The sequence below is a fragment of the Peribacillus frigoritolerans genome, assembly GCF_004358755.1.
Lineage (GTDB): Bacteria > Bacillota > Bacilli > Bacillales > Bacillaceae > Bacillus_P.
The window spans coordinates 1,396,780-1,411,179 of record NZ_SMZY01000001.1; the positions used below are offsets into that span (position 1 = coordinate 1,396,780).

Annotated in this window: 15 protein-coding genes; all 15 read right to left on the bottom strand. The window is 40.8% G+C overall.

Annotated features, from left to right (window positions below; translation table 11 throughout):
* Window positions 1-116 precede the first annotated feature (116 nt).
* Window positions 117-1,820: a proline--tRNA ligase gene (locus E2R53_RS07210; protein WP_133311037.1), complete on the bottom strand. Its 1,704-nt coding sequence runs from the start codon at window positions 1,818-1,820 to the stop codon at window positions 117-119.
* A gap of 105 nt (window positions 1,821-1,925) precedes the next feature.
* A complete protein-coding gene (gene rseP / locus E2R53_RS07215; protein WP_133311038.1) occupies window positions 1,926-3,188 on the bottom strand; it encodes an RIP metalloprotease RseP in 1,263 nt (420 codons plus the stop codon).
* A 15-nt stretch (window positions 3,189-3,203) separates the two neighbouring features.
* Window positions 3,204-4,349 (bottom strand): 1-deoxy-D-xylulose-5-phosphate reductoisomerase, encoded by a 1,146-nt coding sequence (gene dxr / locus E2R53_RS07220; protein WP_133311198.1) that lies wholly within the window; start codon window positions 4,347-4,349, stop codon window positions 3,204-3,206.
* A gap of 36 nt (window positions 4,350-4,385) precedes the next feature.
* Entirely contained in the window at window positions 4,386-5,180 is a 795-nt protein-coding gene (locus E2R53_RS07225; RefSeq protein WP_133311039.1) for a phosphatidate cytidylyltransferase, read from the bottom strand.
* Window positions 5,181-5,195: 15 nt separating this feature from the next.
* Window positions 5,196-5,969 carry an isoprenyl transferase gene (locus E2R53_RS07230; protein ID WP_133311040.1) on the bottom strand — a complete coding sequence of 258 codons (774 nt, stop codon included), beginning with the start codon at window positions 5,967-5,969 and terminating at the stop codon, window positions 5,196-5,198.
* 124 nt (window positions 5,970-6,093) lie between these two features.
* Window positions 6,094-6,651, bottom strand: a complete 558-nt coding sequence (gene frr, locus E2R53_RS07235) for a ribosome recycling factor (protein WP_133311041.1) — start codon at window positions 6,649-6,651, stop codon at window positions 6,094-6,096.
* 2 nt (window positions 6,652-6,653) lie between these two features.
* Complete coding sequence (gene pyrH / locus E2R53_RS07240; RefSeq protein WP_133311042.1) at window positions 6,654-7,376, bottom strand: UMP kinase; 723 nt, start codon at window positions 7,374-7,376, stop codon at window positions 6,654-6,656.
* Between the two features lie 147 nt (window positions 7,377-7,523).
* Window positions 7,524-8,405, bottom strand: a complete 882-nt coding sequence (tsf, locus tag E2R53_RS07245) for a translation elongation factor Ts (RefSeq protein WP_133311043.1) — start codon at window positions 8,403-8,405, stop codon at window positions 7,524-7,526.
* A gap of 172 nt (window positions 8,406-8,577) precedes the next feature.
* Window positions 8,578-9,276 carry a 30S ribosomal protein S2 gene (gene rpsB, locus E2R53_RS07250; RefSeq protein WP_029281282.1) on the bottom strand — a complete coding sequence of 233 codons (699 nt, stop codon included), beginning with the start codon at window positions 9,274-9,276 and terminating at the stop codon, window positions 8,578-8,580.
* Window positions 9,277-9,428: 152 nt separating this feature from the next.
* On the bottom strand, window positions 9,429-9,902 hold the full coding sequence (locus E2R53_RS07255) for a DUF6115 domain-containing protein (protein WP_133311044.1): 474 nt from the start codon (window positions 9,900-9,902) through the stop codon (window positions 9,429-9,431).
* A 41-nt stretch (window positions 9,903-9,943) separates the two neighbouring features.
* Window positions 9,944-10,711 carry a FliA/WhiG family RNA polymerase sigma factor gene (locus tag E2R53_RS07260; protein ID WP_133311199.1) on the bottom strand — a complete coding sequence of 256 codons (768 nt, stop codon included), beginning with the start codon at window positions 10,709-10,711 and terminating at the stop codon, window positions 9,944-9,946.
* A gap of 48 nt (window positions 10,712-10,759) precedes the next feature.
* A complete protein-coding gene (locus E2R53_RS07265) occupies window positions 10,760-11,257 on the bottom strand; it encodes a chemotaxis protein CheD (protein WP_133311045.1) in 498 nt (165 codons plus the stop codon).
* A gap of 4 nt (window positions 11,258-11,261) precedes the next feature.
* Window positions 11,262-11,891 carry a chemotaxis protein CheC gene (locus E2R53_RS07270; RefSeq protein ID WP_133311046.1) on the bottom strand — a complete coding sequence of 210 codons (630 nt, stop codon included), beginning with the start codon at window positions 11,889-11,891 and terminating at the stop codon, window positions 11,262-11,264.
* An 11-nt stretch (window positions 11,892-11,902) separates the two neighbouring features.
* Window positions 11,903-12,364: a chemotaxis protein CheW gene (locus E2R53_RS07275; RefSeq protein WP_133311047.1), complete on the bottom strand. Its 462-nt coding sequence runs from the start codon at window positions 12,362-12,364 to the stop codon at window positions 11,903-11,905.
* 27 nt (window positions 12,365-12,391) lie between these two features.
* Entirely contained in the window at window positions 12,392-14,389 is a 1,998-nt protein-coding gene (locus E2R53_RS07280; protein ID WP_133311048.1) for a chemotaxis protein CheA, read from the bottom strand.
* Window positions 14,390-14,400: the final 11 nt, after the last annotated feature.

Genomic DNA, 14,400 nt, shown 5'->3' on the forward strand with positions numbered 1-14,400 from the left:
CCCCTCTTACAATAATCGATCCTCATAATTGAAGGTACCTCGCTCTTTGCGAGGTACCTTTAAATGTTTTATTCACTTACTTATCATAACATGAATAAATGAGAGCTTCATGTTTTTTAATTGGATAATAAATTGGAAATGGTGCCAGTTAAATCAGACAATGCAACATCCATTCCTTCACCTGTTTTGCGGACCTTCACTTCAACGATTCCGTCAGCCGCCTGTTTCCCAACCACGACTCTTACTGGAATGCCGATGAGATCTGAATCTGCAAATTTCACGCCTGCACGTTCAATGCGGTCATCGTATAGAACTTCAAATCCAGCTTCTTTAAGATCTGCATATAATTTATCACTTAATTCAGCCTGAACCTCATTTTTTGCATTGGCACTAATTAGGTGAACCTGGAACGGAGCAACCGCAGCAGGCCATACAATGCCCTTTTCATCGTTATATTGCTCGACGATGGCTGCAAGTGTTCGTGAAACTCCAATTCCGTAGCAGCCCATGATCATCGGCTGCGCTCTGCCGTTTTCATCCAGGAACGTAGCATTCATAGCTTCACTGTAACGTGTGCCAAGTTTAAATACATGACCTACTTCAATGCCTTTTGCAAATTGAATGATGCCTTGTCCATCAGGAGATAAGTCTCCTTCTTCAATAAATCTCAAATCAGCAAATTGAGATACGTTTGCATCACGTTCAATATTCACGCCTGTGTAATGATAGTTCTCTTCGTTAGCTCCGCACACACCGTTTACGATTGCCTGAACGGCCATGTCAGCAATTATCTCTACTTCTGAGCTGACTGCAACAGGACCTACATAGCCCGGCAGTACTCCGGCTGCCTGCTTTGTCTCTTCAGCCGATGCAAGCTCTACAACGGAAGCTCCATACAAGTTTTTAATTTTGATGTCATTAACCTCATGATCACCGCGTACTAAAACTAAGACGAATTTCTCATCCACTTTGAAAAGAAGAGACTTAATTAATTGCTCTTTAGCTGTATTTAAGAACGCAGAAACTTCTTCAATAGTTTTTTGATCGGGTGTTTCCACCTTTTCAAGACTTTGAGCTTCCTCGCCGCTTTTTTCGTATTGATTAATGACAGGAGCCATTTCAATGTTTGCAGCATACTGGGAAGTATCAGAGTATGCAATCGTATCTTCTCCTACATCTGAGAGTACCATGAATTCATGCGTATCTTTCCCGCCCATTGCACCGGAATCTGCGATGACTGCACGGTAATTTAAGCCGCAGCGTGAGAAGATATTGCTGTAAGCCTGGAACATTTTTTCGTAGACATCATCAAGACTTTCAAAAGATGCATGGAAAGAATAGGCGTCTTTCATAATAAATTCACGGCCGCGAAGCAGACCGAAACGAGGTCGCTTTTCATCTCTGAATTTAGATTGAATTTGAAATAGATTCAAAGGCAGTCTTTTATACGATTTTACCTCGTCTCTAACAAGAGAAGTAATAACTTCTTCATGGGTTGCACCAAGCGCAAATTCACGGCTGTGACGGTCTTTCATCCGCATTAGTTCAGGGCCGTACGTATACCATCTGCCTGACTCCTGCCAAAGCTCTGCCTGCTGAAGTGCAGGCATTAACAGTTCGGATGATCCGGCACGATTCATTTCTTCACGCACAATTTGCTCAATTTTTTTCAGGACAATGGAAGCAAGCGGCAAATAACTGTAAATCCCGCTTGCATTTTGACGCATGAAGCCTGCACGCAATAAAAGCTGATGGCTTTTAATATCAGCGTCTGCAGGCACTTCTCGTAAAGTAGGAATAAATGTCATACTCTGTTTCATCTTTGGGCACCTCTATCTATTTATACATTTTAATAGTCTGGTTTAAGAAAAAGAGAGGACGGTCTGAGTAAAAATGACAACGGCCTCTCAGGTCATAGCTAAGCCTTATAAAAAGAATCTTTGAATATCATTCCATGTGACAACCAGCATCAACAGCATCAATAAGGCAAAACCGATAAAATGGACGACGCCTTCTTTTTGGCGGTCAATCGGTTTCCCTCTCAGCGCTTCTACAAGGAAGAATAATAGTCTTCCTCCGTCCAGTGCAGGAATCGGAAGCATATTGACAATACCTAAGTTGATGCTCAGAATGGCAGCCCAGCTCATTAAATTGATGATGCCTGTTTTTGCTACTTGGTCTGTCATGTCATAAATTCCCACCGGACCTGAAAGCATGTCGATCGAAAACTGTCCAGTGACCAATTTTCCAAGTCCAAGCAGAATTTCTTTTGTCCAATTGAATGTTTCCGTTACTCCATATTTCAATGAGCCGAAGAAAGATTTTTCAACAGGGTTATAAGCACCGATTCTGCCAATCGTTTCTTCCCCTACTTTACTCGCTTCAGGAACTACTTCCACTTCAAGGTTTTGACCGCCGCGGTTAATGGCAAAAGTCAGTTCTTGTTCTGGATTTGCCTGAATAACAGAAACGACCTGTTTCCATGAAGACATTACTTTTCCCTCAATGGATGTGATTTCGTCGCCTTCTTTAAGTCCAGATTCTACAGCTGAACCGTCCGGCGTCAGCTTCCCTAAAATCGGTTCATCTATTGGAGCCCCCTGAATAAATCCAAGGGAGAATAACAGGACAAACGCTAAAATAAAATTCATCAGCGGTCCGGCAATAATCGCCGCTGTCCGCTGTCCAAGCGTTTTCGAGCCAAACTGGCGGTTATAAGGGGCAATTTGAACTTCAGAACCATCCACAATGAAGAAAGATTTTTCGCTCACTTCAAAGTTTTTCAGAATTTCATCCTCTTCGCCCTGTTCATAACCTGAAATGAACATTTTATGTTCAAGATCAGCCTGTTCTACTTCAATGACTCTTGCACGCGGATATTTTTCCTTATTATTAAGGATGATTTTTTCAACTTTATTTTCTTTATTAAACAGCAAACCTACATTATATCCAGGCTTCACTTCTATCATTTCTGGATCTTCACCAGCCATGCGGACAAATCCGCCAAGGGGAAGGAGTCTGATGGTATAGACCGTTTCATCTTTCATGAAAGAAAAGATCTTCGGTCCAAACCCAATTGCAAATTCACGGCATAAAATACCTGCCCGTTTTGCTAAAACTAAATGTCCCAGCTCGTGAAAGAATACGAGTGCTCCAAAAATAATAACAAACGCTAAAACGGTATTCACGTTTCATGACCACCTTTATGAATATAATGTTTGAACAAATTGTCTCGTCTCTTTGTCCACTTCTTGAATGATATGCAAATCCGGGTTTGATATCACACTATGTTTTGTCAAAGCTTTTTCTATGAGATCTTCAATTTGAAGGAAGGCAATTTGTCCTTTTAAAAATGCTCCGACTGCTTCTTCGTTTGCAGCATTCAGAACAGTCGGCATTGTACCGCCTATTTTACCTGAATCATACGCAAATTGTAAGCAGCGGTATCTTTCAAAGTCCGCTTTCTCGAAATGAAGCTTGCCTACTTCCCACAGATTTAATTGCTTGGTTGATGAGAGCGGCAATCGTTCTGGATAGGATAAGGCATATTGAATGGGCACTCTCATATCCGGAGATCCTAGCTGCGCGATCACACTGCGGTCATGAAACTCTGCCATAGAGTGAATAATGCTTTCTTTATGAAGCAGTACCTCTATCTTTTCGTATGGCAAATCAAAGAGCCAGTGTGCCTCAATCACTTCAAGACCTTTGTTCATCATAGTAGCAGAATCAATTGTGATTTTAGCACCCATGGACCAATTCGGATGGTTCAGTGCCTCGTCGACTGTTACATCTGCTAACTCTTCACGTTTTCTGTCGCGGAAGCTTCCGCCGGATGCCGTTACAATCAATCTTTCCAGTGATTTAGGATTTTCACCCTGCAGACATTGAAAAATAGCGGAATGTTCGCTGTCAACCGGAAGAAGATCCACACCATATTTTCTTGCATGTTCTGTTACAAGATGTCCGGCAGTAACCAGGGTCTCTTTATTTGCAAGCGCAATCGTTTTTTTGCATTCAATTGCTTTTAAAGTAGGCATTAGTCCGACACTTCCAACAACTGCATTTACCACAATTTCAGCTTCAGAAATAACAGCTGCTTCTATAAGACCTTCGGCACCATATGTAAATGTTATGTTCGGAAATTCTTCTTTAAGCTGTGAATATGCATTAAAATCATTAACAGCTACAAGACTTGGTAAAAAATCAGAAATCGCTTTTCTTCCAAGCTCCAAATTACTTCCAAAAGACATGGCAACAAGCTGAAATTGATCGGGATGACATTTAATTACATCCAGTGTTTGCTGACCAATTGAACCTGTTGCACCCAATAAGCTAATCTTCTTCACCATGTCACTCCCATTCGTTTGTCACAGATAATCTATTCAGTTAAAAAACAGAAACAAGAAATGCATGATCGGCAATACAAAGATCAGACTGTCAAAGCGATCCAAGATTCCCCCGTGTCCAGGCAGGATATGTCCTGAATCTTTTACTTGATAATGACGCTTTAACGCTGATTCGGCCAAATCCCCAATTTGTCCAAAAATGGACAGTAAAACAGTGATTAGTGTGATGCTGAAATAGGAGTCTGCAAAGGCAGTAAAAGATTGAAAGATCCATGCGATGATGACAGCGCAGAAGATTCCTCCAATAGATCCCTCAATCGTTTTGTTTGGACTTATTTCCGGCCACAGCTTTCTTTTACCTGCAGATTTTCCGATAAAATAAGCGCCTGAATCTGTAGCCCAAATAATCAGCAGGGCATAAAAGATTGAATAAAGGCCAATGTTTCGCATTTCAATAAAATAAAAAAATCCGATCCCGATGTACATGGTTGCTATAATGGTGAATCCTACATCGTCAAAGGAAAATCTGTTCTTTGTCATCACGGTATAACATAAGAAAAACAGGACACCAAGCAATGCAATTTCTATTTTAGTAATGCTGTATTCATCTAATAAGTTTATGTAGTTACTGGGGATTAATAGAACCCAAAGCAAGAATAAACTGAGCAGCCCCGGTACACTGTATATCGTAATTCGCTTCATCTTCAGCAGTTCATAAAGGGCGATGGAAGCTAATAAGTAGATAAAAATAGTAAAAGGAGCGCGTCCATAAATTACGGCCGGCAAAAAAACGGCCAAAGCGATTACGGCAGTTATGATTCTTTGTTTCACTCTGTCACCCTCATCTTATAAGCCGCCAAATCTTCGCCCTCTATGCTGGTATTCATCAATGGCTGCAAGTAAATGATCCTCGCTGAAGTCCGGCCAAAGCACGTCTGTAAAGACAAATTCAGAATATGCAAGCTGCCAGAGCATAAAATTGCTCAGCCTGATTTCTCCGCTTGTTCGAATCAGCAAATCCGGATCTCTCATGTCTTTTGTCATTAAGTATTGTGAAAACAATGCTTCATTAATGTCTTCAGGGCTGATGCTGCCCTTCTCAACGTCCTGCACAATTCCCTGAACCGCATGAATCATTTCGGCCCGGCTGCCATAATTAAGGGCGAAATTCAGGATAAGACCATTATTATTTTTCGTATCTTCCTTTGCCTTTTGCACAGCGCGAAGTGTATGTTCTGGAATTTTTGATTCTTCTCCTATAATTCTCACTTGCACATTTTCTTCTACAAGCTCAGGGAGGAATGTTCCCAAAAATTCTTCAGGCAGCTTCATCAAGTAATCTACTTCCGTTTTTGGTCTCTTCCAGTTCTCTGTAGAAAAAGCATACAAGGTTAAGGCTTTTACTCCTAGTTCATTAGAAAGCTTCGTTATTTTTCTGACAACTTTCATGCCTTCATGATGTCCGGCAATTCTGGGAAGAGCTCTTTTTTTAGCCCAGCGGCCATTTCCATCCATAATAATTGCAATATGTTCCGGAATTTCCCGTTGCAGAATTTCTTCTTTTGTCAATTCCGATTGCTCACGGTTAGGATTTCTCCATTTTTTCAGTTTGCCAAGCATGTGATTCCTCCATCACCATTCTGCGGTCTCATATACTGCAACAATGTTAACAGTATTAACAAAAAAACCCCCTGTAAACATTAGAGGGTCTTTTAAGCACAATTCCATTGTACAGAGTTTTTTCTTAAACTTCCATGATTTCTTTTTCTTTATCTTTTGCAATTGCATCAATTTTGCTGATGAAATCATCTGTTGCTTTTTGAACATTGTCATTGTTGCTGCGAAGCTCATCTTCCGTAATTTCGCCATTTTTTTCAAGCTTTTTCAAGTCGTCGTTTGCATCTCGGCGAATATTGCGGACAGCAACTTTTGCTTCTTCAGCATATTTTTTAACAAGCTTTGCAAGCTCTTTGCGTCGCTCCTCAGTAAGTGCAGGAATAGCAAGACGAATTAAAGATCCGTCATTTGTCGGGTTTAAACCAAGATCTGATTTTAAAATCGCTTTTTCAATTTCGCCTAAGACTGTTTTGTCATAAGGCTGGATTACAAGCAATCTTGCTTCAGGAATATTGATGGAAGCTAATTGATTTACAGGTGTTGGAGCACCGTAATAGTCTACAACGATTTTATCAAGCAATGATGCATTCGCACGTCCGGCACGGACAGTAGAAAGCTCTCTGTTAAATGCAGATACTGCTTTTTCCATTTTGTCTTTCGCTTGTGATAGCACTTGTTTTGCCATGATTATTTCCCCCTTACAATAGTTCCGATATTTTCGCCTAATACCGCACGTTTAATATTTCCTTCTTCCATAACTGAGAAGACAATAAGCGGAATATCATTATCCATGCATAGTGATGAAGCAGTTGAATCCATTACTTCTAAACCTTCTTTTAAAACATCCAGATAAGAAAGTGTTTCATATTTTACAGCTGTTGAGTCCTTTTTAGGATCGGCTGTATAAACTCCGTCGACATTGTTTTTAGCCATCAGAATGACATCAGCTTCAATTTCTGCAGCACGCAGTGCAGCTGTTGTGTCAGTAGAGAAATACGGATTTCCTGTACCGGCAGCAAAGATGACAACCCGTTTTTTCTCCAGGTGTCTGATTGCTTTTCTTCTTATGTACGGTTCAGCCACTTGACGCATCTCAATGGAAGTTTGAACGCGAGTTTGAATTCCAAACGTTTCAAGGCTGTCCTGAAGAGCAAGTGAATTCATAACAGTGGCGAGCATCCCCATATAGTCTGCTGTCGCACGGTCCATGCCCATCTCACTGCCGATTTTACCGCGCCAAATGTTTCCGCCGCCTACTACAACAGCAACCTCAACATCCAGTTCTGCAATTTCCTTTACTTGCTTAGCAATGGATTGAATAACGGCAGGCTTTATGCCAAAGCTGTCGTTTCCAGCCAAAGCTTCACCGCTTAATTTAAGTACAATACGATTATATTTAGGTTTGCTCATAATGACCTCCAAGTCTTTTCCAATAGATCTAAGTACCGTGTAAATGATTTTTTAAAAACAGGGAACACAGATGTGTGTTCCCTGTTTTTCATTTACTCATTTCTGTCTTCTGCTAAAGTTTTGCTTCAGCAGGCGTAACAGACTTGATTATTTTTTGACTTGGTTCATAACTTCTTCAGCGAAATTATCCTGGCGTTTTTCAATGCCTTCGCCAACTTCGTAGCGAGTAAAGCTCTTCACTGAAGCGCCTTTAGATTCTACGAATTGTTTAACTTTTAAATCAGGGTTTTTAACGAAGCTTTGCTCAAGAAGGCAAATGTCTTCGAAGAATTTGCCAAGACGGCCTTCTACCATTTTCTCAACGATGTTAGCAGGCTTGCCTTCGTTTAGAGCTTGCTGAGATAATACTTCGCGCTCGCGAGTTACTTCTTCTTCGCTTACAGCGTCGCGTCCGATATATTTAGGGTTAACCGCAGCAACATGCATAGCAACATCTTTTGCAGTTTCTTCTTCAGTTGTTCCTTCAAGAACAGTTAATACAGCAATGCGTCCGCCCATGTGCAGGTAAGCACCAAATGCGTCGCTGTCTGTTTTTGTTACAATTTCAAAGCGGCGAAGCGTGATTTTCTCACCAATTTTTGCGATTGCAGCGTTAATGAAATCAGCAACTGTTGATCCGTTGTCCATTGTTTGAGTCATAGCTTCATCAAGGTTTGCAGGTTTTTTAGCAAGCAAATGTGAAGCAAGTGCATCAAGAAGTTCTTTGAAGCCTTCGTTTTTAGCTACGAAGTCCGTTTCTGAGTTTACTTCAAGGATAACAGCTTCGTTGCCTTCAGACTTAACAAGTGCTAAGCCTTCTGCAGCAACGCGGTCTGCTTTTTTAGATGCAGAAGCGATTCCTTTTTCACGAAGGAAGTCGATTGCTTTTTCCATATCACCGTTTGTTTCTGTTAAAGCTTTTTTGCAGTCCATCATGCCTGCACCAGTTTTTTCGCGAAGTTCTTTTACCATTTGAGCAGTAATTGCCATGAGAGTTTTCCTCCTTATTATGTGGCCGTTTTCGGCGTTATGTATTGTTTTCATTCATAAATGAATGCTGTTTGCTTTTGCATTATAAAAGGACGGCTCCTCCCGAAGAATGGAGCCTCTTTAAAAAAGGTGATAAAAGGCATTCCCCTCTTATCACCTTTACTTTACCTAATTAAGCAGTTGTTTCTTCACCTTGTTTTGTTTCAAGAATTGCATCAGCAATTTTAGAAGTTAAAAGCTTAACTGCACGGATTGCATCATCGTTTGCAGGGATAACGTAATCAATTTCATCTGGATCACAGTTTGTATCAACGATACCAACGATCGGAATGTTTAATTTACGAGCTTCAGCAACTGCAATACGCTCTTTGCGAGGGTCAATGATGAACAATGCATCAGGAAGACCTTTCATGTCTTTGATTCCGCCTAAGAATTTTTCAAGACGCTCAAGCTCTTTGTTAAGCTGAACAACTTCTTTCTTAGGAAGTACTTCGAAAGTGCCGTCTTCTTGCATTTTTTCGATGTCTTTAAGACGTTTGATGCGCTTTTGAATTGTTTCAAAGTTTGTTAACGTTCCGCCTAACCAGCGTTGGTTAACGAAGTACATGCCTGAACGCTCAGCTTCTTCTTTAACAGAATCTTGAGCTTGTTTTTTTGTACCGACGAAAAGAATTGTACCGCCGTTTGCAGCAAGTTCTTTCGTGAATTGGTAAGCTTCTTCAACCTTTTTAACTGTTTTTTGAAGGTCGATGATGTAGATGCCGTTACGCTCTGTGAAGATGTAACGTTTCATTTTAGGGTTCCAGCGGCGTGTTTGATGACCGAAGTGAACACCTGCTTCAAGTAGTTGCTTCATTGAAATGACTGACATGATATTTCCTCCTAAATGGTTTTTGCTCCTCCGCACATATCATCTTTAGGCAAAACTGTTTTAAACAGCACCATTGCCCAAATCTATGGCGTGTGTATTAACACCAAAAATTAATATATCATAAGGATTGATCATAAGCAAGCAAAAATCGACTAGTTTTGACGGAATTTAAGCAAAAGCTCAACTTCTGTTTTCCCTTTATTAAATTCTCTCGCTATTTCCTCAGAAGAAAACCCTTTTTGATAAAGGGAAATGATCTTTTCCTCTTCTGATTCGTGTTGACCTTTTTCCAATAGGTCTGATAACTCCGGCTGATCTTCATGGGCTATTCGGAGAACCGGAAATTCCGGATCTTCCGGTTTTGTCTCTGATTTTTCCGGGTGAGAGCTGTTTCTACCTATATTAATATCTTTCTGCTGAGCCATTTTCATTCCGGCTATCAGTTTTTCATTCTCTTCCTTAAATTCAATCAAATAAGCTGCAAGCGACTGCTCTGCTTCTTCAAGCATGGCTGCTTGCTTTTCTTCTGATTGTTTAACTGATTGATATTTTAAAAATAAAAGGGCAATAAAATAAAAACCTGCAGCATGGAGAATCATGCTGATGATCAATAGAACGGCTGTCATATATTTGTTCACTCACTTGTTTTAAGACTTATGCTGATTCATTATTGAATGATTTTTTCAAGTAAATTTCTTAATTTGAACAGCGCTTTCGAGTGAATTTGGGAAATGCGCGATGTCGAAAGCCCCATCACTTGTCCGATTTCTGTAAGCGTCAGTTCTTCTTTATAAAATAAACTGACCACAAGCTGTTCTTTTTCAGAGAGGCCGATGATGACTTCACTTAATTGCCGAATCAGCTCATCCTTCACGATTTTTTCCTCGGGAGAAATTGACTTCTCGTCTTTCAGAACCATTTTTGAATGGTGCTCCTGTTCATCGTGCTCGTGATTTTGGTCGTCTATAGAAAGAACATTTGCAAAGAAACCCTCATTAATAATGTGTGTTACTTCTTCTTCTGACATTTCAAGGTCCTTTGCAACTTCGCGGGGCATCACATTCCGCAAATACTTTTGCTCAAGACGCTCTATACTCGCATCCACTTTTTTAGCTTTTTCTCTTGAGCTTCTCGGCAGCCAGTCTTCTTTTCTGAGACCGTCTAAAATGGCTCCTCTTATCCGGAATGAAGCATATGTTTCAAACTTCAGATCTCTTTTGTAGTCAAATTTTTCAAGGGCGTCATATAACCCGATCATTCCGATGCTCTTTAAATCCTCTTTATTCACTGATTTAGGCAGACTGACGGAGATGCGCTGCACATGATAGCTTACAAGCGGCATGTATCTTTTAATCAGCGCATCGCACGCATCATTGTCGCGGAAGTGAATCCATTTGTCCCAATGCTCTTGTTCTTCGATTTTTGCTGCTTGTATCATTTTTCTCCCCTTTTGATTTGTGATTTTTAACTTCTGGTGTGTTTTTTATATCGTTTTAGATCCTTGATTCACCGTTCTTATATGCATCATGCAGGTAGCAGGATCAAACTCGATTGTTCTCCCGCTGCTTCCCCCTACATCCATGCTTACAACGGGAATGTGCAATTGATGAAGCTGTTCGAGTATGGCTTCGACATTTCTTGGACCGATGCGCATCGTGCTGTTTGCAGACTGAAATTGAAACATTTGCGCACCGCCTGCAAGTTTTGCTTTTAACAAACCCCGGCGTCCTCCGCATGAAATAATTTGTCTGATTAGTTCTTTGACTGCAGTGTCAGCATACTTAGATGGATTTTGTACACCTGACTTGGCGAGAGCTGAATCAGGAAGCATGACATGCACCAATCCTGCTATTTTTCTGAACTCATCATAAAGAACAAGTCCTACACAAGAACCAAGGCCTGAAGTGCGAATCCACTTTGGCGGTTCTACGACATCTTTTTCAGCTATTCCGACTTTTACAATCTCCACTATTTGAGTCATGCTGTTATACCCCTATTGATTTGAAGAGTTTGTCAAAAGAGTCCGGGTCCGGCATCAGGAAAAAATGACCTTGGATCACTTCTGTGCTCTCATCGCCGCTCTCTTGGATAGCTGTATCAATGACAATAGCGTAATCGCTCACATGCGAGAGCTCAATCAGCCCATGTGTAATGACGGCTGCGAACATATCAATGGAAAGGCCTGGAACTGATGGATAAAGCCTGAGACCTGTAAAGTCTGACAATGCAGTCAAATAAGATCCCGTCACGATATTTCCAAGCTCTTTAAGGGCAGAGGTTCCGATTTCTTCCTGTTCAATATTTTCTATGTTAAACCCTGGATCCTTCGTCAAATTCCGGATGAATCTTTCAGCCTGTTCAAGGGATAAGATAAAATACATGGAACCCGGCAGGTCCCCTTCAATTCTTAAATAAAGGCCAGCCACAGCCATTTCCGGTCCGCCTAAACGTTCTGTAAGCTCATTAAATGAAAGCAGGCTGACATCAGGAATCTTCATTTCAATTCTTTTATTTAAAAGAGCCGAAAGAGCTGTAGCCGAATGACCGGCTCCTATATTGCCCGCTTCTTTTAAAAGATCCAAATGCAGAGCTGTAAGCTGATTAAAATCATTCATACATAAGAACCTTAAGATTGAAGGGCAAACGTTTTGTCTGCTGCCAATACTTTATTCAAATCAAGAATGATCATCAGGCGTCTGCCGATTTTAGCAATACCTTCTACATAGTCTGCCTCTACTGCACCGACAACCTCTGGAGCAGATTCCACTTCATCCAATGCCAAATCAATGACATCATTAGCGGCATCGACGATCAATCCGACCTCAAATTGATCTAAAGAAGCAACAATGATCCTCGTGCTATCAGTAAATGGCTTCTGCTCCAGATTAAATCTTGTGCGCAAATCAATAATTGGCGTGACAATCCCTCTTAAATTGATAACACCTTTAACAAAAGGCTCTGTCCCGGGAACACGTGTAAAGGTCTGTATTTTTTCAATAGAACGCACTTTATCGACTGAAATACCGTATTCTTCGTGATTTAATTGAAAAACAATCATTTTCATCTGTTTTTTGATTGTATCCGTCATTTCTACATCCCCTATTCGGTAAATAAACTATTTGATAAGAGCGTTGCAATCTATGATTAATGCCACTTGTCCATCGCCGAGAATCGTTGCACCGGATACAGCAAAAACGGAGTTCAGGTAATGTCCCAGTGACTTTAGAACAATTTCCTGCTGGCCAATAAACGAACTCACTGTCAGTGCAGCCGTTTTGTCTCCTTTTTTTACAATAACAATTGCAAGATGTGAGTCTTCTTCTTTTTCAGCCGGCACTTCAAAAACTTCTGTAAGGGAGATAAGCGGGACAATTCTGCCTCTGAAGTCAATGACTTTCTGATTATGTGCACTCATGACTTCATCTTTGCTGATCACGGCCGTTTCAATGATTGAAGATATCGGAATAGCAAATGTTTCATTCGCAAGCTTGACAAGCATGACAGATATGATAGACAGCGTGAGGGGAAGCTGAATGGAAAATAGGGAACCTGCACATTCTCTCGAATCGATCGAAATCGAACCTCCAAGAGCTTCAATGGTGTTTTTGACTACATCAAGTCCCACTCCTCTACCGGATATGTCTGATATCGTTTCTGCTGTAGAAAACCCGGAAGAGAAAATCAATTCATATACCTGCTTATCAGAAAGTGCCTCAGCCATTTTTTCTGATACAATCGCTCTGTCAATCGCTTTCTTTAATACTCTTTCTCTGCTGATGCCATTTCCGTCATCTTCAATCTCAATGAAGACATAATTTCCGCTGTGATAAGCTCTAAGGACAACTTTGCCCTCTTCGCGCTTTCCGTGCTTAAGGCGCGTTTCAGGCGATTCAATTCCATGATCAATGGCATTCCTTAAAAGATGTACGAGCGGGTCTCCGATTTCGTCAATAACAGTCCGGTCAAGCTCCGTTTCAGCACCGTTTATCTCAAGATTGATTTTTTTATTTAAGTCTTTAGCAAGCTGTCTGATCATGCGGGGAAAACGGTTGAAAACCGTCTCAACAGGGACCATTCTCATGTTCAGGATAATCGTTTGAAGATCTCCTGATATACGCGACATATGCTCCACTGTTTCATTTAGCTCGTTATTTTTCAGCTGCTTTGAGATCTGCTCAAGCCTTCCTCTGTCAATCACAAGTTCTTCAAAAAGATTCATTAGGCTGTCAAGTCTGTCAATATTCACGCGGATCGTTTTTGAGCTTGCTTGAACGGCTCCTTTAGAAACAGCTGCTTCATCTTTTGCAGCTGCCTGCTCTGAATTTGCAGCACTTTCATTTTGACCAGGTTCTTTTTCTATCAATCTTTCATCAATCGAAAGCGGAGAAACCTCAACAGACTGAATTTCAGAAACCTTCATGATTTGTCTTTCTATTTCATTTGCAGATTCCTTAGTGACAAAAGCGAGCTGAAATTGCCGATCAAATTTTTCTTCTTCAAGCAAATCAACTGAAGGAACAGATTTTATGACTTCTCCTAGCTTTTCAGCTATTTCAAAAACCATAAAAACACGCGCTGCCTTCAAGAGACAATCTTCTCTTAATCGAATCGTCAGTTCATATGTATGAAAGCCCTGCTCTTTTGACTGCTGCAGAACAGTCCGCTCAAAATCATCGAATTCTTTCATAGTTGTGAGGAATGATTCTTCGACTGTATGTTCCATTTTCTCAGGTTCACCCGTTTCAATCTTTTTCAGCTTGGCAATCACGCTGCTAACATCTTTCTTTCCGTCTCCGCCTTCCGCAATGGATAAAACCATTACTTCAAGGTCATCAACAGCCTGAAAGACGGCATCAAGCAGGACATCGGATACTTGCAGGTTCTTATTGCGGATAGCATCAAGCACGTTTTCCATCTGGTGGGTCAAATTAGCTAAATCACTGTACCCCATCGTCGCACTCATGCCTTTTAATGTGTGGGCTGAACGGAAAATTTCATTAACGATGAATAAATCTGCAGGGTTTTTCTCCAGTTCCAGCAGCTTTTCATTACAAGACTGCAAATGTTCTTTACTTTCTTCAATGAAGACCTCTAAGTATTGACTCATATCCATTTAAGTTTACT

Coding starts and splice junctions, on each gene's coding strand:
- E2R53_RS07275 (WP_133311047.1), bottom strand. CDS start 12,364: ATGACGGATACAATCAAAAAACAGATGAAAATGATTGTTTTTCAATTA.
- pyrH (WP_133311042.1), bottom strand. CDS start 7,376: ATGAGCAAACCTAAATATAATCGTATTGTACTTAAATTAAGCGGTGAA.
- E2R53_RS07265 (WP_133311045.1), bottom strand. CDS start 11,257: ATGACTCAAATAGTGGAGATTGTAAAAGTCGGAATAGCTGAAAAAGAT.
- E2R53_RS07255 (WP_133311044.1), bottom strand. CDS start 9,902: ATGACAGCCGTTCTATTGATCATCAGCATGATTCTCCATGCTGCAGGT.
- E2R53_RS07280 (WP_133311048.1), bottom strand. CDS start 14,389: ATGGATATGAGTCAATACTTAGAGGTCTTCATTGAAGAAAGTAAAGAA.
- rpsB (WP_029281282.1), bottom strand. CDS start 9,276: ATGTCAGTCATTTCAATGAAGCAACTACTTGAAGCAGGTGTTCACTTC.
- tsf (WP_133311043.1), bottom strand. CDS start 8,405: ATGGCAATTACTGCTCAAATGGTAAAAGAACTTCGCGAAAAAACTGGT.
- E2R53_RS07210 (WP_133311037.1), bottom strand. CDS start 1,820: ATGAAACAGAGTATGACATTTATTCCTACTTTACGAGAAGTGCCTGCA.
- frr (WP_133311041.1), bottom strand. CDS start 6,651: ATGGCAAAACAAGTGCTATCACAAGCGAAAGACAAAATGGAAAAAGCA.
- E2R53_RS07270 (WP_133311046.1), bottom strand. CDS start 11,891: ATGAATGATTTTAATCAGCTTACAGCTCTGCATTTGGATCTTTTAAAA.
- E2R53_RS07230 (WP_133311040.1), bottom strand. CDS start 5,969: ATGCTTGGCAAACTGAAAAAATGGAGAAATCCTAACCGTGAGCAATCG.